14 protein-coding genes are annotated in these 24,492 nt (G+C 66.3%); 5 read left to right on the plus strand and 9 right to left on the minus strand.

The genetic code is table 11. From position 1 onward, the window contains the following. Window positions 1-120 precede the first annotated feature (120 nt). The 5 genes from AB4083_RS15125 to AB4083_RS15145 form a co-directional block, all read right to left on the minus strand. Window positions 121-6,159 (minus strand): autotransporter outer membrane beta-barrel domain-containing protein, encoded by a 6,039-nt coding sequence (locus AB4083_RS15125; RefSeq protein ID WP_441608906.1) that lies wholly within the window; start codon window positions 6,157-6,159, stop codon window positions 121-123. A 430-nt stretch (window positions 6,160-6,589) separates the two neighbouring features. Beyond that, complete coding sequence (locus tag AB4083_RS15130; RefSeq protein WP_441608907.1) at window positions 6,590-7,354, minus strand: SDR family oxidoreductase; 765 nt, start codon at window positions 7,352-7,354, stop codon at window positions 6,590-6,592. A 12-nt stretch (window positions 7,355-7,366) separates the two neighbouring features. Then, a complete protein-coding gene (locus tag AB4083_RS15135) occupies window positions 7,367-8,773 on the minus strand; it encodes an efflux transporter outer membrane subunit (RefSeq protein WP_441608979.1) in 1,407 nt (468 codons plus the stop codon). Window positions 8,774-8,859: 86 nt separating this feature from the next. Continuing rightward, window positions 8,860-12,057 (minus strand): efflux RND transporter permease subunit, encoded by a 3,198-nt coding sequence (locus tag AB4083_RS15140; protein ID WP_441608908.1) that lies wholly within the window; start codon window positions 12,055-12,057, stop codon window positions 8,860-8,862. Window positions 12,058-12,176: 119 nt separating this feature from the next. Then, window positions 12,177-13,367: an efflux RND transporter periplasmic adaptor subunit gene (locus AB4083_RS15145; RefSeq protein WP_441608909.1), complete on the minus strand. Its 1,191-nt coding sequence runs from the start codon at window positions 13,365-13,367 to the stop codon at window positions 12,177-12,179. Between the two features lie 142 nt (window positions 13,368-13,509). On the opposite strand from AB4083_RS15145, the gene AB4083_RS15150 reads away from it, so the two are divergent. The 5 genes from AB4083_RS15150 (at window position 13,510) to AB4083_RS15170 (ending at window position 18,092) form a co-directional block, all read left to right on the plus strand. Then, on the plus strand, window positions 13,510-14,466 hold the full coding sequence (locus AB4083_RS15150) for a LysR family transcriptional regulator (RefSeq protein WP_441608910.1): 957 nt from the start codon (window positions 13,510-13,512) through the stop codon (window positions 14,464-14,466). A 169-nt stretch (window positions 14,467-14,635) separates the two neighbouring features. Then, window positions 14,636-15,667 carry a transglutaminase family protein gene (locus AB4083_RS15155; protein ID WP_441608911.1) on the plus strand — a complete coding sequence of 344 codons (1,032 nt, stop codon included), beginning with the start codon at window positions 14,636-14,638 and terminating at the stop codon, window positions 15,665-15,667. Further along, the gene (locus tag AB4083_RS15160; RefSeq protein WP_441608912.1) at window positions 15,664-16,260 is read left to right on the plus strand and encodes an RHS repeat-associated core domain-containing protein; all 597 of its coding nucleotides are present in this window, start codon (window positions 15,664-15,666) and stop codon (window positions 16,258-16,260) included. The genes AB4083_RS15155 and AB4083_RS15160 overlap by 4 nt, the downstream gene beginning before the upstream one ends. Before the next feature lie 71 nt (window positions 16,261-16,331). Beyond that, window positions 16,332-16,721, plus strand: a complete 390-nt coding sequence (locus tag AB4083_RS15165) for a hypothetical protein (RefSeq protein ID WP_441608913.1) — start codon at window positions 16,332-16,334, stop codon at window positions 16,719-16,721. Window positions 16,722-16,961: 240 nt separating this feature from the next. Beyond that, on the plus strand, window positions 16,962-18,092 hold the full coding sequence (locus AB4083_RS15170) for a serine hydrolase domain-containing protein (RefSeq protein ID WP_441608914.1): 1,131 nt from the start codon (window positions 16,962-16,964) through the stop codon (window positions 18,090-18,092). Here the strand turns inward: AB4083_RS15170 and AB4083_RS15175 are convergent. From AB4083_RS15175 to AB4083_RS15190, 4 genes are all read right to left on the minus strand, one after another. Then, complete coding sequence (locus tag AB4083_RS15175; RefSeq protein ID WP_441608915.1) at window positions 18,089-19,666, minus strand: tetratricopeptide repeat protein; 1,578 nt, start codon at window positions 19,664-19,666, stop codon at window positions 18,089-18,091. The two genes, AB4083_RS15170 and AB4083_RS15175, sit on opposite strands and share 4 nt — an antisense overlap. A gap of 134 nt (window positions 19,667-19,800) precedes the next feature. Next, window positions 19,801-20,598 carry an undecaprenyl-diphosphate phosphatase gene (locus tag AB4083_RS15180; protein ID WP_441608916.1) on the minus strand — a complete coding sequence of 266 codons (798 nt, stop codon included), beginning with the start codon at window positions 20,596-20,598 and terminating at the stop codon, window positions 19,801-19,803. 42 nt (window positions 20,599-20,640) lie between these two features. Further along, window positions 20,641-21,960 (minus strand): histidine-type phosphatase, encoded by a 1,320-nt coding sequence (locus AB4083_RS15185; protein ID WP_441608917.1) that lies wholly within the window; start codon window positions 21,958-21,960, stop codon window positions 20,641-20,643. 2 nt (window positions 21,961-21,962) lie between these two features. After that, window positions 21,963-24,458, minus strand: a complete 2,496-nt coding sequence (locus AB4083_RS15190; protein ID WP_441608918.1) for a TonB-dependent receptor domain-containing protein — start codon at window positions 24,456-24,458, stop codon at window positions 21,963-21,965. Window positions 24,459-24,492: the final 34 nt, after the last annotated feature.

Below are 24,492 nucleotides of genomic sequence, written 5' to 3' on the forward strand. Positions count from 1 at the left end.
AGGCGTCGTCCTCGCGCAGTTCGAACATCGCCCGCACGCGTTGCGCGCGCGCTTGCGCATCGCTGGCGAAGCACAGGCGGAAGCCATCGACGCGCGCCGATGGCCTCCGTTCGGTTCGCCTCACCAGTTCACCCGCACGCCCAGCGTGCCGCTCACCGCCTGCACGCCGCGGCTGAAGCCCTTCTGGTAACCCAGGTTGGCGTAGATCGAGGTGATCCGCGTGACCTGCGCGCTGGCACCTGCGCTCAGTTCGTACCACGAGCCCTTGAGGTTGGACTGGAACGGCACGTAGCCGGTCTCCGCGGAGATCTCGGTCTTGGGATTGGCCGAGAACTCATGCCACAGATTGCCGCGCAACCACGCCGTGACCAGCCGCGGCCTCGCGCCATCGTCCAGCGTCCAGCTACGCGCCAGCCGCGCGCCGACCCGTCCGGCCACGGAGTTGGCATTGCCGAAGCGCACCTGCGCCGCACTGTCGGAAGCCTTGTCCACGCTCACGCCCTGGTACATCAGCTGCGCCTGCGGCTCGACGATCCACTGGTTGCGCCACTGGAACGGATAGCCGGCTTCGACCGAGGCGCCGAACGCGAAAGCATTAGTCTTCAGATCCGCGAGCTGGCCCGAGCCGGATTTCGCGTCATACCAGCTGCCCTGCATCACCGCATCGACGTACCAGTTGCGCGCGCCGTACCAGGTCCAGTAGCCGCCGAAGCCGATCGCATCGAACTTGTTCTTGCCCGCGCGGCTGCCGTCGTAATGCGTGACGCTGCCGTTGCTGTGGCCCACCACGCCGTACAGGCCGGCGCGTTCGCGCGTGCCGTCGGCTTGTTCGCCGTGATAGAGGTCGGCGCCGGCCTGCACCGCCACGAAGTCGTCGTCGAACGACGGGCCCTGGTTGTAGAGGCCGCCGGGCTTGGCATTCCACTTGCCGTTCTGGCCGATCACGCGGGCCCAAGCGCCGTCGACGCTGCCGTTCGTGCCGGGCAGCTGCGCCTGCTCGCCCATGCGCTCGTGCAAGGTGCCGAGCGTGGCGCGGCCGAAGTTGAGCATCATCGACGACAGCGCGGTGTAGTCGGACACCTCGCGGCGATAGTCGGGGCGCGGATCGGGCTCAGGTTCCGGCGGCACCACCTTGTTGTCGATGTCGGTTTCCTTGATCTCAGTGCGCAGATACCACGCGTTCGGTGTGCTGCCATTGCGGCCACCGCGGTACAGCGAGTACTCGTACGGACCGGCGACCGCGCGGCCGCCCAGCGCGAAGGCATTCGCCGCGGTGCTGCCGCCGTTGATCGCATCGACCACCAGGATGCCGTTGCCGGGCGTTTCCTGGCCCAGGCCGCCGACGTTGGCGATCTTCAGCACGGACGATCCGGAGGCACGGCCGCCGTCGATCACCAGCCGGTCCGACGGCGCGTTGTCGCCGGCCAGCAGCGTGTTGAGCGCCAGCGTGCCGTTCTGGCCCACGTAGCCGCCGACCTTGAGCGTGTTGCCGATGCCGGCGCCGCCGAGCTGGGCGAGGCCGGCGTTGGTCAGCGTGCCGTTGATGGTGAAGCTGCTCTTGGCGCTGCCGGCAAAGGCCGGCAAGGCATCGGCCACCGCGATGGTGCCGGCGTTGTTCACCGCGCCGCCGATGCGGCCATAGCCGCCCAGCGTGGCGCCGGTCGCCACCTGCGCACTGCCCGCCACAGACGCCGTTGCATGCGCGGCATCGCCGACGGCGAGCGCACCGGCGGTGACGGTGGTCAGTCCGGTATAGGTGTTGGCGGCATTGAGCACGGTGGTGCCGCTGCCGAGCTGGTTGAGCGTGCCGCTGCCGCTGATGCTGCCGTTGAAGCTCACCAGGTCCGAGCGGTTGAAGGCCAGCGTGCCGTTGTCGATCACGTCGCCGACGAGGCTGCCGCTGCTGCCGCCATTGCCCAGCTGCAAGGTGCCGCCGTTGATGGTGGTGCCGCCGGTATAGGTGTTGCTGGCGGTGAGGATCGCCGTGCCGGTGTCGCTCTTGCCCAGGGCGCCCGCGCCGGTGATCGCGCTGTTCACCGTCAACTGGGTGCCCGCGGCGGTGGATAGCGTGCCGCCGCCGGCGCCCAGCGTGATCGCGCGGCTGGTGGCGAAACTGGTGCTGTTGCGCAGGGTGCCCTGGTCGAGACCGATCGCGCCGGCCGCGGCGCCAAGGTTGGCATCGCCGGACACCTGCACCGTGCCGCCGTTGATCTGCGTACCGCCGCTGTAGGTGTTGGCGCCGCCCAGCACCAGGATGCCCAGGTCGGTCTTCACCAGCGCGGAGCTGCCGGTCAGCACCGAGTTGATGGTGGCGGTGTACGCCGCGCCGCCGCTGCTGCCGTCGCCCACGCGGATCACCGAATGCGCCGGATCCGCCGCCGTGCCGACCAGCGCGATCGGATCGCCCTGGACGGTATAGCCGTTACTGGCGAACTGCATGCCGGCGACGCTGACATTGCCCAGGCTGTTGTCCACCGTCACCGTACCCGGCGTGGCGGTGAAGATGGCGAAGGCGCGATCCGAGAACGGCGCGTTGATCGCACCGGTGGCTTCGGTCCAGTTGTCGTTGCCCTTGGAGGTCTGCCACAGGCCGTCGCCGCCGTTGATCGCGCCGTTGTCCTTCGGGCCGGCCGCGCCATCCCAGTAATTGAGGGTGAGGCCATTGGTGTTGATCAGGTTGACCTGCTTGTCCACCGAGGTCTGCACGTAGAAGTTCGGCGACGGAATGGTGCCGATGTTCAGACCATGGTTGGTGAGCGTGCCCTGGTAATTGATCACGCGGTAAATGCCGGTGCCGAAGCTGCCGCCCGCCGGCACCTGCACGTTGAGCGTGCCGGCCAGCTTCAGGTCGCCGCCGACATTGACCAGGTCGTTGAGCGTACCGCCCGGCACATTGGCCTGGCCGAAGCGATAGTCGAGCACGCTGCCGCTGCCCAGGCTCAGGTCCTTCTGGATATTCAGCGTGCCCGGCGCACTCAGGCCGCCGGGCGACAGCGTCGCGCCATCGGCCACCAGCACCGTGCCGCCGATGGTGCCGGTGCCACCCAGCGTGGCGCCGCTGGCGACGGAGACGACGCCGGTGGCGGCGGCCTGGTTGCCGTTGACGTACAGCGCGCCGGCATTGACGTTGGTCGCGCCGGTATAGCTGTTGCTGCCGGTAAGCACGGTGGTGCCGGCGCCGACCTGATCGAGCACACCGCTGCCGCTGATGGCGCCGTTGAAAGTGACGGTGTCGGCGCGATCGAACACCAGGGTGCCGTTGTTGGCGACGTTGCCCACGATACTGCCGCTGGTGCCGCCATTGCCGAGCTGCAAGCTGCCGCCGTTGATGGTGGTACCGCCGGTGTAGGTGTTGTCGGCAGTGAAGATGGCGGTGCCGTCTTCGCTCTTGCTCAGCGCACCGGCGCCGGCGATCGTGCTGTTCACCGTCAGCTGCGTACCGCTTGTCGTGGCCAGCGTGCCGCCGCCCGCATTGAGGGTGACGGCGCGGCTGGTGGCGATATCCGCGGTGGTGCGCAGCGTGCCCTGGTCGAAGCTGAGCGCGCCGGCCGCGGCGCCGAGGTTGCCATCGCTAGATATCTGCACGGTGCCGCCATTGAGCAGCGTGCCGCCGGTGTAGGTGTTGGTGCCGCCCAGCACCAGGGTGCCCAGGTCGGTCTTCACCAGTGCGGAGTTGCCGGTGAGCACCGAGTTGATGGTGGCGGTATAGGCCGCGCCGTCGCTGCTGCCGTCGCCCACGCGGATCACCGAGTGAGCCGGATCGCTGGAGCTGCCGACCAGGGTCACCGGATCGCCCTGGATGGTGTAGCCGTTGCTGGCGAACTGCATGCCGGCGACGTTGACGTTGCCCAGGCTGTTGTCCACCGTCACCGTGCCCGGCGCGGCGGAGAAGATCGCGAAGGAGCGGTCGGAGAACGGCGCGTTCGGCGTGCCGTTGTCGTCGGTCCAGTTGTCGTTGCCGCTGAAGTTCTGCCAGGTGCCGTTGCCGCCGTTGATCTGGCCGTCGTTCTTGGGTCCGGCCGCGCCGTCCCAGTAATTGAGCGTGAGGCCGTTGGTGTTGACCAGGTTGACCTGCTTGTCCACCGAGGTCTGCACGTAGAAGTTCGGCGACGGAATGGTGCCGATGTTCAGGCCGTTATCGGTGAGCGTGCCCTGGTAGCTGATCACGCGGTAGATGCCGGTATCGAAGCTGCCGCCCGGCGGCGTCTGCACGTTGAGCGTGCCATCCAGCACCAGGTTGCCGCCGACCTTGGTCAGGTCGTTGAACGGACCGCCGACCACGCCGGCCTGGCCGAAGTTGTAGCTGAGCAGCGAGCCGCTGCCGAGATTGAGGTCGTTGCGGATGGTCAGCGTACCGGGCACGCCGGTATTGCCGCCCGGCGACAGCGTGCCGCCGTTGGCTACGGTCACCGAGCCGCCGATGATGCCGATGCCGCCGAGCGTGGCGCCGCTGGCCACCGTGGTCGCGCCGGTGGCGGCGCTCTGGTCGCCGTTGACGTACAGCGCGCCGGCGTTGACGTTGGTCGGGCCGGTATAGCTGTTGTTGGCGGTGAGCACGGTGGCGCCGCTGCCGATCTGGTTGACCGTGCCGCTGCCGGAGATCAGGTTGCCCAAGGTCACGGTGTCGCTGCGATTGAAGGCCAGCGTGCCGTTGTTGTTGATCGCGCCCAGCACGCTGCCGCTCGTACCGCCGGCACCGAGCTGCAAAGTGCCGCCGCCGATGGTGGTGCCGCCGGCATAGCTGTTGTTGCCGGCGAGCACCAGCGTGCCGGTGCCGGTCTTGCTCAGCATGCCGGCGCCGGTGATGCCCTGGCTCAGCGTGCTGTTGACGCCGGCCGCGGTATCGATGGTGCCGTTGTTCGCGCTGACCGACACCGCGCGTCCGGCGCCGAGGTTGAAGCTATTGGTCAAGCTCAATGCGCCGCCATCCAGCACGATGCCGCCATTGGCGCCGCCGATGGCGTTGTCCGCACCGATCGCGACGGTGCCGCCCTTGATGGTGGTGCCGCCGGTGTAGCCGTTGACGCCGGTGAGGGTGAGCACGCCGCCCTGGGTCTTCTCTACCGCGCCGCTGCCGTTGATTGCGCCGGTATAGGTACCGGCGTCCGGCTGCGCGAAGCGCACCAGGCCGTTGTTGGTGATGGCCGGCGGCAGGCTCTGCGCGCGTGCTTCCAGCGTGCCGGCGGCATTGACCTGCACGCTGCCGTTGAAACTGGTGTTGTTGCCGGTGAGCGCCAGCGTGCCTTGCTGCACCAGCACCGACAGTGGCGTGCCGCCACCGTTGTTGCCGATCGCGCCGGACAGCGTCCACATCCCCGCGCCGCTCTTGGTCAGGCTCTGGAAGTTGAGGATGTTGCCGGTCAGCGCATCGGTGGTGCCGGCGGCGCCGGACAAGGTCAGCGAGTTGGTGCCGCCGCCGCCGTTGAAGCTGCCGGTGATCACCGAGCCGGCTTCCAGCGTGAGGTTGTCGTTGCCATTGGCAAAGGACAGGCTGCCCTCCACCCGCGCGCCGCTGCGGTTGATGAAGGTGACGCTGCCGCTGCCACTGTTGCCGATCACGTTGGCATTGGTACCGGCCAGGCTGCGGATGGTGCCGTAGTTGTCCACCAGGTTGCCCGCGCCCACGCTGCGGTCCTCGAACCAGATGGCTGCCGCGCGCGAGGCGGAGATCAGCCCGCGATTGATGATCTGGTTGCCCGAGCCCATCACGTTGATGGCCTCGGCATTGCCCTGGGTGCCGGTCGCCACGACTTGCGCGCCCTGCGCGATGTTGATGATGCCGTTGGAGCCGAACTCCACCGTGTTGTTGCCGGCCGACCACAGGCCGGCGCCGCTGGTGGCGTTGTTCTGCACGCTGGCGCCGGTGCCGAGGGTGATGTTGGCGTTGTTGCCCAGGCTGATCGCGTTGGCGTTGCCGACCGAGATCTGCGCATTCGCGGCGAGGTTGAGCACCGCGCCGGCAGCGGTGCTCGGGCCGGTGCCGACCACCGAGGTCCATGGATTGGGCGCGGCGGTATCGCAGTTGGTGGTGTTGGTGGCGGTGTTGGTGACGCAGCTGGCCATGGATGGCGCCGCATGCAGGGCGCCGAAAGCGACGAGGCTGAAGACTGCGGTGTTGAGCGCGTACCGCGAAGTGCGGGATGGCTTGGTGTACTGCATAGATTCCTCCATGGATCAGGCGCGGCGTACACGCACACGGCTGGCTAGCCGTGACCAACCGCCCGGGTGCGCGGTCTTGGCGGAACTGCATCACAGTCAAACTGTGCGCTATTTCACATAAGAGCCATCAAAGATGCGTGATGCGCCCATGTGGGCATTCCGGGATGTACGGGGGTGGAGTCAGGGAGGGAGCAAAGTCCCCGGCCGCAAAAGGCGGCCTGTGTGGCCGCGTGAAGCGGGCACGGCGCGGGATTGCGCCGTGGGCGGCCGGGTCCTGGCGGCGCGGAGCACGGCGCGGATAGCGCGGGCAGCCGCCAGAACTTGCGACGCAGTCTAGCCAGCGCCGGCTTGCAGAGGCCTTGCATACGTATGGCAGCGACCTTACGCCACACCCGCAGATGGGTGCGCATTCGCGCCTTTTTAGCGCGGCTTACCAGGCAATCGGCGCACGATCGCGAAAGAATCCGCCGGTCAGCGAACCCTGCGGCGGCAGGCTGGCAGCCCATACGATGCCGGCCGCACCGTCGGCGACGGGTCGCCCGCCGGGGCCGCCCATGTCGGTGGCGACCCAGCCCGGGCACACCGCGTTGACCAGGATCCCGCTGCCGCGCAGTTCCGCGGCGAGCATGCGCGTATAGCTGTTGAGCGCCGCCTTGGACACGCGGTACGCCGGGCAATCCTCGCCCTCGCTGTCGATCGCGCCGCAACCGCTGGAGACGTTGACGATGCGCCCGTAGGCATGCTGGCGCATGAAGGGAACGGCGGCTTCGCAAAGCCGCCATGCCCCGAGCAGGTTGGTATCGAGCGCGCCGCGCACATTGGCCAGATCGACCGACGAGGCGCGGTCGTTGAGGTCGAAGTATGCGCCGGCATTGTTCACCAGCACATCGAGCCGGCCGTAGTCGCGCTCGATGCGCTCGGCCAGCGCATCGACATCCGCCTGCACCGTCACGTCCAGCTGCACCGCGACGACGTCGCCGCCTTCGCGCCGCAGCGCCTTGGCCGCCTTCTCGCCGGCGGCGGGATGGCGCGCGCCGAGCAAGACGGTCATGCCGGCCGCGGCGAGCTGGCGGGATACCTCCCGCCCGAGACCGCGGTTGGCGCCGCTGACCAGCGCCACGCGCTGGCTCGGCGGCGGTTCGGTGCCGAAGCGCTCGCGCGGGGCGCGGCGCGGAAACGGGACAGGAGGACTCATGACGCTACAACCTCACTTCACCTGCGCAACCTGGCTGCAGCTCTCGTCGCCGCAGGCTTCCCAACCGCCGCCGATGGCCTTGTACACGGCCACCGCGCGCAGGTTGATCGCCGCTTCCGCTTCGGCCAGCGCATCTTCGGCGGAGAGCTGGGTGCGCTCCGCATCGAGCAGCTGCAGGAAATCCGCCGCGCCCTCGTTGTAGCGCACGCGCGCCAGATCGGCCGCGCGGCGGCTCTGCGCCACCTGCTCGAACAGCTTCTGCACGCGTTCGCGCTGCAGATTGAAGCCGACCAGCGAGTTGCTGACGTCCTCCACCGCCTGCAGCACGGTGCGCTGGTAGTTGGCCAGCGCCGCGTCGGCGCGCGCTTCGCTCGCCTTCACGTTGTTGCGCACGCGCTGCACGTTCAGGCCCGGCCAGCTGATGCTCGGCGCGATCGACCACGCCCGCGTGGACGGCCCGCCGAAGTCATTGCTGCGTCCGGCCAGGAAACCGACGAAACCGCCCAGCGTGATATGCGGGAACCAATCGGCCTTGGCCACGCCGATGCGCGCATTGGCCGCGGCCAGTTCGCGCTCGGCCACGCGCACGTCGGCGCGGCGTGCCAGCACATCGCCGGCATTGCCGATCGGCAGCGCCACGTCGATCGGCTTGAAGTTGCCGGGCGACAGGTCGATATCCAGCTCGCCGGGACGCTCGCCCAGCAGCACCGCCAGGTGCGCCTCGTCGGCATGCGCCTGCGTCTCGAGCACCGGCAACTGCGCTTCGGTCGAAGCCAGTCGCGCATTGGCGCTGGCCACGTCCTGCTCCGAACCGGTACCGATATCGAAGCGTGCGCGGATCAGCCGCATCGTCTCGCGCTGGTTTTCGATATCGCGCTTGGCCACGTCGACGCGCAGCTGCGTGCCGCGCAGGTCGAAGTAGTAGCGCGCCACTTCGGCGAACAGCGACACCTGGGCATCCTGCAGCGAGGCCGCGCTGGCCTGCGCCTCGGCGCCGGCCGCTTCGACCGAGCGGCGCACGCCGCCGAACAGGTCCAGCTCCCAGCTCGCGTCGAAGCCGGCGCGGTAGCTTTCGGCGGTGACGCGATCGGTGCTGAAGCCCGGCTGCTGCTGGCGGCTGCGCTGGTAGCCGACATTGGTATCGATGGTCGGCCACTGGTCGGCGCGGGTCACGCCGAGCAGGGCACGCGATTCCTTCAGATGCGCCACGGCGATCTTCAGGTCCGGCGCGTTCTTCGCCGCGCGCTGGATCAGGGCATCCAGCGCGGGGTCGTTGAACTGCTTCCACCAGGCGGCCTGGAAGCCGTCGGCGCTTTCCTGCCTGACATCCGCTTCCTGCAAGGTCAGCGGCTTCTCGTCGGGCCGGTGGTAGTCCGGCCCGACGCTGACGCAACCGGCCAGCAGCAGGGCGGCGGCCATCGCGCTAAGGCGTGCCTGTTTCGGCGCGCGGCGGGCAAACCAGTCCTGCACCGCTTTGATCAAGGACGATTCAATCAAGCTAGACATCAGTGTTTCTCCAGCGCGGGCGTGTTGAGGCCCTTGGCAGCGCGGCGGGCGGCGCGGCGTTCTGCGGCGCGTTCGCTCCAGCCGCGGATGATCACGTAGAACAGCGGGGTGAAGATCAGGCCGAAGAAGGTGACGCCCAGCATGCCGGCGAACACCGCCACGCCCATCGCGTGACGCATCTCCGCGCCGGCGCCGTGCGAAGTCACCAGCGGCACCACGCCCATGATGAAAGCGATCGAGGTCATCAGGATCGGACGCAGACGCAGGCGGGCGGCTTCCAGCACGGCCTGCGTGCGGTCCATGCCTTCCAGGATCTGCGCTTCGCGAGCGAACTCCACGATCAGGATCGCGTTCTTGCAGGCCAGGCCCACCAGTACGATCAAGCCGATCTGGGTGAAGATGTTGTTGTCACCACCGGACAACCACACGCCGGAGATCGCGGACAACAGCACCATCGGCACGATCAGGATCACCGCCAGCGGCAAGGTCAGGCTCTCGTACAGCGAAGCCAGCACCAGGAACACCAGCAGCACGCACAAGGGGAACACCAGCACCGCGGTATTGCCGGCGAGGATCTGCTGGTAGGTCAGCTCGGTCCATTCGAACGACATGCCGTTGGGCAGGTTCTCGCGGGCCAGCTTCTCCATCGCATCCTGCGCCTGGCCGGAGCTGAAGCCCGGGCCGGGGCCGCCATTGATCTCGGCGGTTGGATAACCGTTGTAATGCTGTACGCGATCCGGACCGACGCCTTGATGCACGCTCAGGAACGAACCCAGCGGAATCGCATCGCCACGCGCATTGCGGGTGCGCAGCTGCAGCAGGTCTTCGGGTTCACGACGGAAGTGCTGGTCGGCGGATACGTTCACCTGGTAGGTGCGGCCGAAGCGGTTGAAGTCGTTGACGTAGAGCGAGCCCATGTAGGCCTGCATGGTCTGGTACACGTCGGCCAGGTCCACGCCTTCGGCCTTGGCCTTTTCGCGGTCCACGTTGGCGTCGATCTGCGGCACGCTTACCTGGTAGCTGGAGAACAGGCCGGCAAGGGTCGGCGTCTTGCGGCTTTCGCCGATCAGGTTCTGGGTCTGCTTGTACAGCTCCTCGAAGCCGGCGTCGCCGCGGTCCTCGATCTGCAGGCGGAAACCGCCGATCGTGCCCAGGCCCATCACCGGCGGCGGCGGGAACACCGCGATATAAGCATCCTGGATGCCGCCGAACTTCTGGTTGAGCGCCATCGAGATCGCACCGGCCGACAGCGACGCGTCGCGGCGCTCTTCGAACGGCTTGAGCGTGGCGAACACGATGCCGGAGTTGGTGCTGTTGGTGAAGCCGTTGATCGACAGGCCCGGGAATGCCACCGCACTCTGCACGCCCGGCTGCTTCAGGGCGATGTCGCTCATGCGGCGGATCACGTCTTCCGTACGATCCAGCGAAGCCGCGTCGGGCAGCTGGGCGAACGCCACCAGGTACTGCTTGTCCTGCTGCGGCACGAAGCCGGTCGGCACGTGGGCGAAGCCGAGGAAGCCCAGCGCCACCAGGCCGCCGTACACCATCAAGGTGACCGTGCTGGCGCGCAGCACGCGCTTCACGCTACCGACGTAGCGGTTGGCACCGCTGGTGAACACGCGGTTGAACGGACGGAATACCCAGCCCAGGCTCTTGTCCATCCACACCGTGAGCTTGTCCTTCGGCGCGTCATGGGCGCGCAGCAGGATGGCGGCGAGCGCCGGGCTCAGGGTCAGCGAGTTGAACGCCGAGATCACCGTGGAGATGGCGATGGTCAGCGCGAACTGGCGATAGAACTGGCCGGTCAGGCCGCTGATGAAGGCCGTCGGCACGAACACCGCGCACAGCACCAGGGCGGTGGCCACGATCGGGCCGGTCACTTCCTTCATCGCCTGGCGCGTGGCTTCTTTAGGCTGCATGCCGTGTTCGATGTGACGCTCGACGTTCTCCACCACCACGATCGCGTCATCCACCACGATGCCGATCGCCAGCACCAGGCCGAACAGCGACAGCGCGTTGAGCGAGAAGCCCGCCAGGTACATCACCGCGAACGTGCCGATCAGCGACACCGGTACCGCCACCAGCGGGATGATCGAGGCGCGCCAGGTCTGCAGGAACAGGATCACCACCAGCACCACCAGGGCGATGGCTTCGAACAGGGTGTGCACCACCGCTTCGATCGAGCCGCGCACGAACACGGTCGGGTCGTACACGATGTGATATTCGATGCCCTGCGGGAACTCCTTTTGCAGGCCCGCCATGGTGGCGCGCACTTCGTCGGAGATCTGGATCGCGTTGGAACCCGGCCGGGCGAAGATCGGAATCGCCACCGCCGGCTGGTTGTCGAGCAGGCTGCGCAGCGCGTAGTTGTTCGAACCCAGTTCCACGCTGGCCACGTCGCGCAGATGCGTCACGCCGCCGTCGGCGGTGGTGCGCACGATGATATTGAGGAAGTCCTCCTCGGTGATCAGGCGGCCCTGCGTATTGATGTTGAGCTGGAACGCCGCGTTGCCGGGGCCGGGCGGCGCATTCAGCGCACCGGCGGCCACCGCCACGTTCTGTTCCTGGATGGAATGGATCACGTCGCCGGTGGTGAGCTGGCGCGAAGCGAGTTTTTCCGGGTCCAGCCACACGCGCATGCTGTACTCGCCGGCGCCGAACAGCTGCACGTCGCCGACACCGTTCAAGCGCGCGAGCTGGTCCTTGATGTGCAGGCGCGCGTAGTTGGACAGGTACAGCATGTCGTAGCGGTTATCGGGCGAGGTCAGATGCACGACCATGGTCAGGTCGGGCGAACTCTTCTGCGTGGTCACGCCCAGCCGCTGCACTTCCTGCGGCAGCTTGCTCAGGGCCTGCGCCACGCGGTTCTGCACCTGCACCTGGGCGTTGTCCAGGTCGCTGCCCAGTGCGAAGGTGACGGTCAGCGTCATGGCGCCGTCGCTGGTCGACTGCGAGGAGGTGTAGAGCATGTTCTCCACGCCGTTGATCTGTTCTTCCAGCGGCGTAGCGACGGTTTCGGCGATCACCTTGGGGTTGGCGCCGGGATAGCTGGCGCGCACCACCACGGTGGGCGGCACCACTTCGGGATATTCGGAGATCGGCAGGCGGAACAGCGAGATGCCGCCCGCGATAAGGATCAGTACGGAGAGGACGCCGGCCAGGATCGGCCTGTCCACGAAGAATTGGGCGATTTTCATCGGATCGGTCCTGAGAGTTCTTTAGGACAAGCCGGCCCTGAAGGCGCGTGTTCGACGCGCCTGGAGATGCCGTTCGTTGCATCCCTCCGCCGCGCTCGGCGGAGGGTCATGTCCATCGGTCAGTGCTGTGCGGCGACCTTGGTGTTGTTGCCGCCGCCGAGTGCCAACTGCTTGTCGGGATCCAGGCTGCGGGTTTCCATGGCGACCTTGGTGGCATTCACTTCGGCGCCGGGACGCACGTGCTGCAGCCCGTTGACCACCACCACGTCGTCCTTGCCGAGGCCTTCGTCGACCACGCGCAGGCCGTCGAGCAGCGGGCCGGTGACCACGCGGCGGTATTCCACCTTGCGGTCCTTCAGCACCAGCACGTACTTGTTGCCGAGGTCCGAGGCCACCGCGCGGTCGTCGATCAGCGCACGCGGGCGCTGGCTGTCGCTGCGCAGTTGCACGCGCACGTACAGGCCGGGGGTGTAGCTGCCGTCGGCGTTGTCGAACACCGCGCGCAGGCGGATCGTGCCGGAGCCGGCGCGCAGCTGGTTGTCGACGAAGTCGATGCGGCCGGCGTGCGGGAAGCCCTGCTCGTTGGACAGCGCCATCGTCACCTTCGGCGCCACGCCACGCTCGCGGCGCAGCTGTTCGAGCTTCAGATAGCTGTGCTCGTCGACGTCGAAGTAGGCGTAGACCGGATTCACGCTGACCACGCTGGTCAGCACGTCATTGCTGGTGACCAGGTTGCCGGGCGTGATCAAGGCGTTGCTGACGCGGCCGTCGACCGGTGCGCGCACCTCGGTGAAGCCGAGATTGAGCTTGGCGGCCTCCAGCGCGGCGCCGGTCGAGGCCAGTTGCGCCTTGGCGCTCTGGGCGGCGGTGCTGAGGCGGTCCCCTTCCTCGCGCGAAACGGCATGCTGTTCCAGCAGGCGCTGGCCGCGGGCGGCGTTGGCGTCGGCCAGGGTCAGTTCCGAGCGGGCCTGGCTGAGATTGGCCTGCAGGCGATCCACTTCGGCCTGGTAGGGCCGCGGATCGATGCGGAACAGCAACTGGCCTTTCTTGACCATGGCGCCCTCGGTGAAATGCACCGAGTCCACATAGCCGCTCACGCGAGGCCGCAGCTGGATGGTGTCCACCGCCTGCAGGCGGCCGGTAAACTCATTGGAATCGTTGACCGCGCGGACCAGCACCTGGGCGACGGTCACTTCCGGCGGCCCGCCGGCGGCGGCCTGGGCGTGGGTTTCGCCGCGGCTGCCGAGCACGGCCCAGCTGCCGGCCACGGCAACCACGGCGAGGGTGGCGAAGATCCATCGTTTCTTCATGATGCGCTCCGAGAATTAGTAAACCGATCGGTTCAAACCGTTCGAGGCGCGAGAGAATAGGTGTACCTTCCAGTTTAGAAAATCCCCCGGTTGTGCAATGCAGTAGTGACTCCGAGTCACGAATGAGCGGAGAATCGCCCGTATGGAAGACTTTGCCGCAATATCCGCCTTCGTCCGCGTGGTCGAAGCCAAGAGCTTTGCCGCCGCCGCCGTCCAATTGGGCATGACCCCGTCCGGCGTGAGCCGGGCGGTGTCCCGGCTGGAAGAACGCTTGGGCGCCCGACTGTTGTTCCGCTCGACACGTTCGCTGCGGTTAACCGACGATGGCGCCGCGTTCCACGCCCGTTGCAAGGAAATCCTCGCCGATCTCACCGAGGCGACCGAGGCCCTGAACTACGCCACCCGCAAACCCACCGGCCGCTTGCGTGTGGGTATTTCGCTGGCCGTGGGCCGCGCCGCGGTGATCCCGCGGCTGGACGAATTCGAGCGCCGCTACCCGGACATCCGCCTGGAACTGTCCATGAGCGACAGTCCGGCCGACCTCAACGAAGAAGGCATCGACTGCGCCATCCGCGTCGGCGAGCTGGAGGATTCCAGCCTGATCGCCCGCAAGATCGGCTACCTGCGCAACGTGGTCTGCGCCTCGCCCGAATACCTGCTCAAGCACGGCGCCCCGCTCAGCATCGAAGACCTCAAGCAGCACCGCATCATCAACTACGTCTACCCCAACGGCCGCCCGCGCCAGTGGCAGTTCGATACGCCCAGCGGCCAGGTCGGCGTGGACGTGGAAGCGCACCTGCTGATCAACGACGGCGAATCGGTGATCCAGGCCGCTTCGGCGGGCCTGGGGATCACCCAGGCCCCGCACATGCTGGTGGCCTGCATGCTCGACAAGGGCATGCTCGAGCTGGTGATGACCGACACCATCTCCACCGGCAAGCCGGTGTGGATCGTGTATCCGCAGAAGAAGCACCTGTCGGCGCGCGTGCAGGCCTTTATCGAATGGGTGCGCGAATTGTTCGATCGCACCAACGAGCCGGGCTACAAGAAGGCACCCGTGGTGGGGAAGGTGGACACGCCGGAGCGGTTGAGCGCCTGAGCGTGGGGCTCATCGCGGATCGCATCTGCGGCTTGCTCTTAATTCCGTACGGAAAAGACAGGCCTGCGCTTGCATGGCTGTTACGTTGCCGTCCGTGCTTGCAGAAGATCGCGATGACTCTTCCTGCTTGCTCTTGAAAAGCATCCATTGCTTGGAACGGGAGGGGGGCATGCATCGCTGGGTCATGGCCCTGGCGTTTTCAATGACTGTCGGAGCACCGCTCTCCGGCAATGCCGCTGAACTCCAGAAGAGCACGGTTTCCAAAGATCCCAACCTTGGCGTGCTTTCCTCACTCCTGCAGCAACCCGACGAGCAGATTGATCTGGCGCGTGCCGAAGTGGCCATCGAACGAATGATCGATCCGGCGGTGGATGAGAAGTCGACCTTGGCCCTGCTGGACGCATGGGCCGCCAAAGTGAAAGCGCGCTTCCCTCAAGGCGAGGCGACCGGCAACGACATCAAGGTCACTGTGCTGATATCCACGCTCTATCAAACCGGTCCTTGGAATGACTTTCGTCCTTTCAGCTACGACCTGGACGATGAGCTTGGCCTAAGCATTCCGGGGAAGCTGATCTCGCGCTACCTCGCCACCCGCAAGGGAAACTGCGTTTCGATGCCCATCCTGTTCGTGATTCTCGGGCATAAGCTGGGTCTTCCCGTCACGCTCGCAACCGCACCGCATCATGTCTTCGTCAAATACCAGCGTGAAAACGGCGAATGGCTGAACATCGAGGCGACGTCCGGCGGCACGAAGTCGGATAGCCAGTACCGGGAGGAGCTGGGCATCACTTCTCGGGCCATTGCGACCGGTATCTACCTGCGCCCGCTCAGCCGGCGTGAGGCTTTGCTGGTTCCGATGGGGACTTTGATGCAGTTCTATGTTGAGAATCGATCCCCCGAACGTGTCGTGTCACTCACCGACTTGGCGCTGGCAATCGACCCGAACAACATCGTGGGACTGTTGGTTCGAGGGGATGCCTACCGCCGCATGGTCGATGAGCGCTACGCGAAGTTCTATCCGACCCCGGACAAGATCCCTCTCGCGATGAGGGACGGCTATATGGACATCTATCGCAACCAGGTGGCATTGGCACGAACAATCGAAAGCCTTGGCTGGGTATCTGAGACTCAGCAACGCCAAGCAGCATACTTGCAATCAGTCGAGCGAGCGAAAGCTGGGCAACGAGGTGGTTCCCAATGAGAACGGCGATAGCTATATGGGCAGGAATGCTCTGCTTAGTCACGATCAGCCAACACGCAGATGCACGTTATATCCAGTCTGATCCTTTGGGTTTGGTAGCCGGCCATAATACCTATGCTTATGTGGGCGGTAATCCATTGACAGCGATTGATCCGCTCGGTCTCGCTACGGTGGTGATCTACAGCGGTGCAACTGCCGGCAACCCTTTCGGTCACATCGCGGTAGCAACCTCACACGCTGGCCTGTTCAGCTACGGAACGGCCGATCCGTATGGATCCAGTGTTACTAGTTATCTAGATACACAGCTGATGCAGCGGAAAGTCTCCATCGCTGTCATTCCATATACGGCACCGGGTGATGAAGCATCGATGGGGTGGGCAATGCGGGCTTACAGCAAGGAAAAATACGGCGTCATAACCCATAACTGCTCTACGGCAGTGGGACATGCACTCCAAGCCGGAGGTATTCCGGTCAGCCCGACGACTGCGCCTGGGGAGATGTTCGATCAGATCTCTGGATTGCCAGGAGTTCAGGTCTTCACTCTTAGTCCTGGCACCGTGCCGCCTGATCTTTCTGGATTCAACCAGGAATGATGGGGCACTCAACTGTGAGCAGCCAGATGCGGACAACGAGCGCTTGGTTATACGGTAGTGGATTGCTGGCTGTGATCCTGATCGCTGTCGGTGGCGGTTTCCTTGCTCTCTCTGATTACTTTGATCGGGGCGAACTCGGCACCAAGGATTACTACGCTACTTTGCAAGCTTTGGAGTTTGATAACCGCGACAACAAAGATCCAAGCCCCATCCTGAAGAAGAACGTCAACGGTTCAGGCCTCGATGTTCTGGGGGTTCGTGGAGGAGATGCAGATCGAACCAGGGTCTGGGTAGTTCTCAACCGGACGTCGCCCGACGGGCGTCCCCTGATGATCCCACTCAATCTTTCGATCGGAACGGATTGCGCTTCGATCCTAGGTGCCGTCTCGGGTAAGCAGGTGGTGGACGCTGCAAAGCAATATTTGCTCAACCATTGCGATCAACATCCGGAAGTAAGGTAACGAGGTGGCGGCGCGTCAGGCGGAAGCGTGATCGACGAATTGCAATGGGTTTTGCCCTAGCCGATGCACCTTGGTTTTGCGCGTCACAACCATCGACTGGCCGACTCAGCCAAAGCCGTGCCGGCGACGGCAGCACAAGTCGCTGAACTTAAAGCACTTCAGAAATCTTCATTCGGTCTTCCGGCGCTTCATTCGCCGCCGCGCTGGACTCCATGGGCACCTCAACCGTGGAGTCCGACCATGCACCATCCCAGGCGTTACCTGCTCGCAACCTTGCTGGCGAGCTGCTCGCTCGCGTTGTCCGCCGCCGAATATCGAGCCCCCGCCGCGCACGACGACGGCTGGCCCGTCGCCGATGCCCGCCTCGCACAGGTGGACACCGCCCCGCTCGCGGCCCTCGAAGCCAAGCTCGCCGACGGCAGCTACAAGAACATCACCAGCGTGCTGATCGCCCGCGACGGCAAGCTGGTCTACGAGCACTACTTCAACGGCAGCGACGCCGATCACCTCAACGACGTGCGCTCGGCCAGCAAGAGCGTCACCGCGCTGCTGGCCGGCGCCGCCATCGACCGCGGCCTGATCCCCAGCGTGCAGGCCAAGGTCTACGGCTATTTCCCGGACAAGCAGCCGCTGCAGCATGCCGACCCGCGCAAGCAGGCGATCACGCTGGAAGACCTGCTGAGCATGAGCTCCTTGTGGGAATGCAACGACGAGAACGAGTTCTCCTCCGGCAACGAGGAGCGCATGTACGTCACCGAAGACTGGCTGCAATTCGCGCTGGACCTGCCGATCAAGGGCTTCGCGCCGTGGATGGCCAAGCCGGCCGACAGCCCGCACGGCCGCGCGTTCGCCTACTGCACGGCCGGTGCGTTCGTCTCCGGTGCGGTGGTGGAACGCGCCGCGCATATGCCGCTGTCGCGCTTCGCCGCCGAAGCGCTGGAAAAGCCGCTGGGCATCGAGCACGTGCAGTGGAACGCCTCGCCGCTGGGCATCGGCATGGGCGGCGGTGGCACGCGTTACCGCAGCCGCGACCTGGCCAAGCTCGGCCAGCTCGCGCTGGACGAAGGCCGCTGGCACGGCAAGCAGGTGATCTCGGCGGCGTGGATGCACGCCATGCTCAGCGTGCATGCGCAGGCGCGCGACGACGCGGACTACGGTTACCTGTGGTGGAGCTTCCGCAAGCCGATCACCGGTATCGACGAACCGGTGTGGGCGATGAGCGGCAACGGCGGCAACTACGTGTTCGTGGTGCCGTCGCGGCACCTGGTCGCGGTGGTCACCAGCACCGCGTACAACCAGCGCTATGCGCATCCGCAGTCGCAGGAAATCTTTCGCGATTATCTGTTGAAAGCGGCCCTGCCGGGCCACTAAGGCAGGTCGCGCAGATCCGCTGGCCGCCAGTCGGCGGCCAGCACCTGCGCGCGTTGTGCCGCGACGCGTTGGCTCAGCGTATCGATCGACGCGGCGTAGGCCGGATCGTTGGCGAGGCCGCGCAGCAGGGGCGAGGTCTGCAGGTAAGCCCGGTCGCTGTAGCCCGCCTGCACGGCCGCATCCACCGAGTGCAGCGCATCGGCATGCAGTCCGCGCGCTTCCTGCACCAGGGCCAGTTCGAGATAGTCTCCGGGATAGCCGGCGCCGCCGAGGAACTGGCGCTGCATCTGCGCGATGCGCTGGTCGAGCCATGCCGCGGCGGGTGCCGTCGCCCCATACAAGGTGGCCAGCGTGGTGGGCAGGCTCATCTGCGGACGCAGTTGCCGTGCTTGTTCGAAGGCGCGGCGTGCGCCGTCACGGTCGCCGCGCAGCAGCGCGAGTTCTCCGCGCAGCACATAGAGATCGACATGCGGCGTGTTGCGCGCCAGCGCCTGTTCCAGTGCCTCCTGCGCTTCCTTGAAACGTCCCTGCAGGAACAGGTGGCGTGGCCAGGCGATATTGGAGAACAGATTGTCCGGATAGAGCTGGAAGCTTTCGCGGTGGCGTCGCTCGGCCGCGTCGGTGAAGCCCAGCAGCTCCAGCTCGCGTGCGATCTGCACGGCGCGGAAGCGCACGCGCGACGGATCGCCATGCATGTCGAGGTTGGCGTGCAAGGCTTCCGCCAGGCGGCCTTGCTCCTGATAGAGATAGGCCGCCGAAGCGCGTGCCCCATCGTCGTTCGGATCGAGCGCGATCGCCTTTTCGTAGGCGCGCAGCGCGGCCGCCAGTTCGCCCGCGCAATCGTTCGCATAGGCCAGCGCGGACCAGGCACCGCTGTTGTCCGGTTCGGCCTTCAGCACGGCCTGCGCTTCGCCGCGCGCTTGCTGCGTCCAGCCGTAAGGGAAGTTGTACAGGCACACTCGCGCGCTATAGGCGCGGCTCAGGCCCACACGCGCCGCGGCATTCGTCGGATCGCGGACCAGCACTTGCTGATAGAGGTTGATCGCGCGCTCGTTGTTGTCCTTCTGGCCGATGCCGGCGTAGTAGGCGGCGCGGTTCATCAGGGTCTGCGCGGGATCGATGCGGCCGTGCTCGATGGACGAGCGATACCACCACGCGCCGCCCAGGGCGAACACGGCGATCGCAGCGAGTCCGGCCATCCACGGGCGCAAGCTTCGCTGCCGCGTCACCGGCTCGTCGGCGATCGAGGCTTCCGCCATCCGCGGCGCTTCGCACAACTGATAGCCCCGGCCGCGCACCGAGCGGATATAGCGCGGATTGCGGCCGTCGTCGCCCAGCGCCTGGCGCAGCAACTTCACGCGCTGGGTAACGGTTTCCTCGTTCACCACCGCCGGCGCCCACACCTCGGCCATCAGCGTGTCGAAATCGACCACCGCATCGCCGTGCCGCAGCAGGCAGGCCAGCAACTGGAAATTCAGGCCCTGCACGTCGAGCAGGTCGCCATCGCGCGTCACGCGCTGGCGCGCGACGTCGATATGCAGGTCGAGCAGGCGATAGTGGGATGACGGTTCCATAACACGGGGAACTATGTCATGGAACGTCGTAGGTTGGGGTGAGCCATAAGGCGAATCCCAACATGGCGAAGCGCATGGAGCTGGCGATGTTGGGGTTCGCCTGGCGGCTCACCCCAACCTACCTCGCGGTGCTCTTATGCGCCGGCCGGCATCAACAGCAGCAGCGCAACACCCAGCGCGATGCGGTAGATCGCGAACGGCGTGAAGCGGTGCGTGCGGATATAGCCCAGCAGCCACTTCACCGCGACGAAGGCGACGATGGCCGAGACCACGAAACCGACCACCAGCGCGGTCCAGTCCTCGTGCGCCACGCCGCCGTTCTTCAGCACCTTCAACAGCTCATAGCCGGTGGCGGCGTACATGGTGGGAATGCCCACCAGGAAGGCGAACTCGGTGGCTGCCGCGCGATTGCTGGTGCCGGCCAGCATGGCGGTGAAGATGGTTGCGCCCGAGCGCGAGGTGCCGGGGAACACGCCAGCCACGATCTGCGCGATGCCGACCAGGATCGCCACCGTCCAGGTGACCTCGGTGCGGTCGACCTGGCGGGCGGCCATCTGCTCGGCGCCGAGCATCCACAGGCCGCCGATCACCAAGGCCCACGCGATCGGGGTCACCGCCTCGGGCAGCTTGAAGCCCATGTGCGTGACGATGAAGCCCAGCACCGCGGTGATCATGAAAGCCACGAACAGCTTCAACAGATAGTCGCGGTTGGCCGAATCGCGCCACTGCGTCAGCAGGCTCCAGATGCGCTTCCAGTAGATGAAGGTGACCGCGAGGATGGCGCCGGCCTGGATGCCCACGTTGAACAGGTCTGAGCGCTCACCCAGGCCCAGCTTCTCGGCGATCAGCAGGTGGCCGGTGCTGGAGATGGGCAGGAACTCGGTGATGCCTTCGATGATGCCGAGCAGGACGACTTTGATCAGATCGGTCACGTGCGGAACTCCGGGCTACTGCAAAGCGCCATAGCTTAAGCGCTAGCCCTTGGCTTGGGGCACCGCCGTGGCCGGTTTGCTGACTGCTGGTTCATGCGGAGCTTCTTGCGATGCGGCGGGCCAGGCACGCAGCGCCGGCAGTGCGGGATCGATACGCGTGGCGTCCATGCGCGTGCGCAACCAACGGGAAACCTGGTCCAGCGGGCATCGGTCGCTGCCGGGGCAGGGCGCGAGCTTCAGCGTCTTGCGCACCAGCGCGTCCGCTGCGGCGAAGTCCGCATGGCGCAAGGCATCCAAAGTGGGCATCGCGGTGGAGACGGTCACGCTGACATTGCCATGCGCCTGCCACAGATCGAACACCAGCGCGCCACCGGGTGGATAGTCGTCCGGGTGCGCGGCGTCGTGCCAGTCCACATCCAGCAGCCCGGCCAGTTGCGCGAGGTTGGTGTCGTGACCCACCACCAGCACGGCACGCGCCGAGGCTGGCGCCAGCGATGCGGCTTGCGGCTTCTCGCCGGCCGCCTGCTGCAGGGTCGCCAGCACGTGCGCCAGCAAGTTGGAGCCACCGCGCGCAGCGGCCGGCATCGTTTTCTTGGCCAGTGCGAACTGCAGGTTGTGCATGGTGACCAGACGGCCGATCGCCGCTTCGTCACCCTGGCCCCAGGCCACCTGCGCGGAAGGGAAGCCCTGCGCGTATTCCAGCATCAGGTTTTCGCTCAGGCTGCCGGCGGTCTTCAGCGCCTTGGCGCGTTCCGTATCGTCGGCTGCGTCGAGCAAGGTCTTGCGGCCGTCCGCATGCGCCTGGGCCAGGCAGTTCGAACCTTCGCAACCGAGCAGCACGCGTTGCAGTTCGGCCAACTCCGCGGGTGGCCATGTCGCGGGCAGCGCCGGTTTGTCGTCGTCGTCCTTGTCGTCATCCTTGCCGCCGACATGGAACAGCGCGTTGTTCTGCTCGGTAGGCAAGGCGAGATACGTGCCGTGGCAATCCGGCATCAGCCCCTGCACCAGCGCCGCGCCGCTGGCGTGATTGCGCGGCGTGCTGTCGGCAATCACGACAAGCTCGCCGGCTCGATCGCAGGCACCGGACCACAGCCCGTCAACCGCGAACATGCGACGATAGCTCGCACCCAGCGCGCGCATGCCGTCGATGCCGTGCGGGGTGAGCTGCCCCGGCGCCACCGGCCACGCGGCCCACGGCCGGTTGGCATAAGGCGCCAGCGCATCCGGCGCCTTGGTCGGCGCACGCACGCCATGGCGCAGCACCACGATGCGCAGGCGCAGCGTCGCCTCATCTGCCTGCGCCACTACGGGTGCCAGCAGCGCCGCACCCAGCAGCGCTACGCGGACGATGCCGCCCGGCATCCTCACAGCTTCACCGACAGATCGAGGAACACGCCACGGCCCGGCAGCCCGAAGTACAGCGGCGTGCCGCTGACCGACTGCGTGCCCGCGTAGCCGGCCAGCTTGTGCACGTTGAACAGGTTGTTGATGTCCACGCTCACCGAGTAGCCCTTGCCGCCCCAGGGGCCATGATCGCCACGGAAGCCGAATGCCGCATCCCACGACATATAGCCGGAGATGCGCGCCTGGTTGGCGAACACGTCCTTGCCGCTGGCATCGGTGGCGTTGTCCAGTCCGTACTGATGGCCCACCAACTTGCCCATCAGCGATCCGAACCAGCCCTGCTGGCTGCTGTAGAGCAGGCCCAGCGCGGCCGTCACTTTCGGCGTGGCCGCGACCTGCACGCTGCTGCCTTTGTAGGTTGCCTGGTTATAGCTGGCGTTGCCGTAAAGGCTCAGGGACGGCGTCAGCGCATAGGTCGCTTCCGCCTCGGCGCCCTTGTAGACCGCACCGCCGCCGTTGACGTAGGCGCTCTCGTTGCCATTGGCGGTCTTCACCTCGGTCTGCGCGATCAGGTTCTTGAAATCGATGTAGTACAGGTTGGCGCCGAAGGTCAGCCCGCGCGTCGCATAGGCCGTGCCGATCTGGTAATTGGTGGTCAGTTCCGGATCCAGCCCGCGCGTGCCGTTCAATTCGATCACGTCGATCGGCGGGGCCAGGAAGCCTCGCGCCACCTGCGCGTAGGCGCTCCATTCGTCGCTGAGGCGGTCGTGCAAGCTCAGCGAGGGCAGGGTGGCGCTATAGGTCGCCTCGGCATGCGCGGGCACCGGCGGCGAGATCTTGTTGAGGCTTGCATCCAGACTGCGCGTGACTGAGGCATAGCGCAGGCCCGGGCTCAGCGTGAGCTGGTCGGTGAGGCGCCAGTCGTACTGCACGAAGGGCTGCGCGGTGTCGGTGCGGTCCTGCAACTGGTAGTTGTAGACCGGGCCGTACTTGGTGCCGCTGTGCTGGCCGGTGGTCATGTCCAGCGGCAACTGATAGCGCTGATCCAGATTGCGCTCCAGCCACACGCCCGTCTGCAAGGTGCCCGGACCCAGCTCGCGCCCCAGGCGCAAGACGTCGCCAAACGCGCGGAAGCCGTTGTCGGCCTGCTTGCCCGGCACGTCGGTGGCGGACTTGCCCAGCTTCTTGCCTTTCGCGTCGTAGAAGGTCACGCCGTTGTCGGCGAAGTTGTTATCGGTGGCGTCGCTGGTCTTGAGCGACCAGTGGTCGAAGCTGTTGTAGTAGACCTTGTTGTCCACGTCCCATTCGCCCAGCCGCGTGACCAGGCCGACATAGGTGAAGCTGGAGTAGTACGCGGCCCGGTTGTAGTCCTGGTACGACTGCAGCCGCGGATCGTCGCGCAGGCCATAGCGCCAGCCGTACTGCGCGATCTCGCCCAGGGTCGCGCCCTGCACCGTGTTCTGGTGTTCCTGGTTGTAGCTGGTGACGAAGGTCAGCGTGGTGGCGGCGCCCAGATCGGTCACCGTCTTGACGAAGGCATGCTCGCGGCGGTCGTCGGTGCCCTTGAGGTAGGTGTCGCTGGCTTCCTTGGAGATATCGGCGAACAGCCTGGTGTGCGCGCCCAGCTGCTCGTCCACCGCGACACCGCCGGCGCGCGTGTTCCAGCTGCCCACGGTGAGGTAGGGCGTGATGCCCGGCACGTCGCTGGGATCGCGCGAACGCAGACCCACCGTGCCGCCGAAGGTGGCGTTGCCGATGGTCGAGCCGCCGCCGGGGCCGCGGTCGATCTCGGCCTGGCCCAGCACGTGGTTGTTGAAGTAGGCCGAGGTGGTGTGGTGCAGATCGCTGGCGTCGCCGAACGGGATGCCGTCGAAGGTGATGTTGAACTGGCCGTCCTGGAAGCCGCGGATGCTGATGCCTTCGTTCTTGCCCAGGCCCGGACCTTCCGGCGAGGTGACGGTGACGCTGGGCGCGTACTTGATGATGTCGTCGAAGTTGGAGTTGAAGCGCAGGCCGTCGCGGATAAAGCGCTCGTCGATCACCGAGGTCGGCTGCACCGCATCCAGCGGCGCAGCGCTCGGCGCCAGCGTGTCTACCGCGTTGGCATGCACGCTGATCGGCGCCAGTTCGCGCGTGGCGTTATCGGTGTCCACCGGCGGCAGGCCGCGCGATGCCGTCGCGTCCGCCGCCGGTGCGTTTCCCGTGCGCGCCGCCGGCACGATGGTGACGGTGGTGGGGGTGACGAAGCGGTAGTCCAGGCCGGTGCCGGCGAGCAATTGGCGCAACTGCTCGCGCGGCGCGCCGGCGCTGGCGCCGCGGCTCTTTACGCTCTCGGCCACGTCGGCCGAATAGACGAGCTGCAGGCCGCTGCGGCTGGCCAGCAGGTCCAGCGCCTGTGCCAGCGGCATCGGCGCGATCGCCGGCGCGGAGGCAGCAGCGGGTTCCTGCGCATGGAGCGACACGGACAGCGTGCCGCCGAGCAGCAGCGCGATATGGAGGGCGAGCGTCTTGCGCATGGAGCGAACCTTGGGGCGAGAGGGAAAAGAAAGG

It is taken from the genome of Dyella sp. 2RAB6 (assembly GCF_052115385.1).
Classification (GTDB): Bacteria; Pseudomonadota; Gammaproteobacteria; order Xanthomonadales; family Rhodanobacteraceae; genus Dyella_D.

What these genes read in the sequence shown, in the direction of transcription:
- AB4083_RS15125 (WP_441608906.1), bottom strand. Translation starts at nt 6,159, where the DNA reads ATGCAGTACACCAAGCCATCCCGCACTTCGCGGTACGCGCTCAACACC.
- AB4083_RS15130 (WP_441608907.1), bottom strand. Translation starts at nt 7,354, where the DNA reads ATGAGTCCTCCTGTCCCGTTTCCGCGCCGCGCCCCGCGCGAGCGCTTC.
- AB4083_RS15135 (WP_441608979.1), bottom strand. Translation starts at nt 8,773, where the DNA reads ATGGCCGCCGCCCTGCTGCTGGCCGGTTGCGTCAGCGTCGGGCCGGAC.
- AB4083_RS15140 (WP_441608908.1), bottom strand. Translation starts at nt 12,057, where the DNA reads ATGAAAATCGCCCAATTCTTCGTGGACAGGCCGATCCTGGCCGGCGTC.
- AB4083_RS15145 (WP_441608909.1), bottom strand. Translation starts at nt 13,367, where the DNA reads ATGAAGAAACGATGGATCTTCGCCACCCTCGCCGTGGTTGCCGTGGCC.
- AB4083_RS15150 (WP_441608910.1), top strand. Translation starts at nt 13,510, where the DNA reads ATGGAAGACTTTGCCGCAATATCCGCCTTCGTCCGCGTGGTCGAAGCC.
- AB4083_RS15155 (WP_441608911.1), top strand. Translation starts at nt 14,636, where the DNA reads ATGCATCGCTGGGTCATGGCCCTGGCGTTTTCAATGACTGTCGGAGCA.
- AB4083_RS15160 (WP_441608912.1), top strand. Translation starts at nt 15,664, where the DNA reads ATGAGAACGGCGATAGCTATATGGGCAGGAATGCTCTGCTTAGTCACG.
- AB4083_RS15170 (WP_441608914.1), top strand. Translation starts at nt 16,962, where the DNA reads ATGCACCATCCCAGGCGTTACCTGCTCGCAACCTTGCTGGCGAGCTGC.
- AB4083_RS15175 (WP_441608915.1), bottom strand. Translation starts at nt 19,666, where the DNA reads ATGGAACCGTCATCCCACTATCGCCTGCTCGACCTGCATATCGACGTC.
- AB4083_RS15185 (WP_441608917.1), bottom strand. Translation starts at nt 21,960, where the DNA reads ATGCCGGGCGGCATCGTCCGCGTAGCGCTGCTGGGTGCGGCGCTGCTG.
- AB4083_RS15190 (WP_441608918.1), bottom strand. Translation starts at nt 24,458, where the DNA reads ATGCGCAAGACGCTCGCCCTCCATATCGCGCTGCTGCTCGGCGGCACG.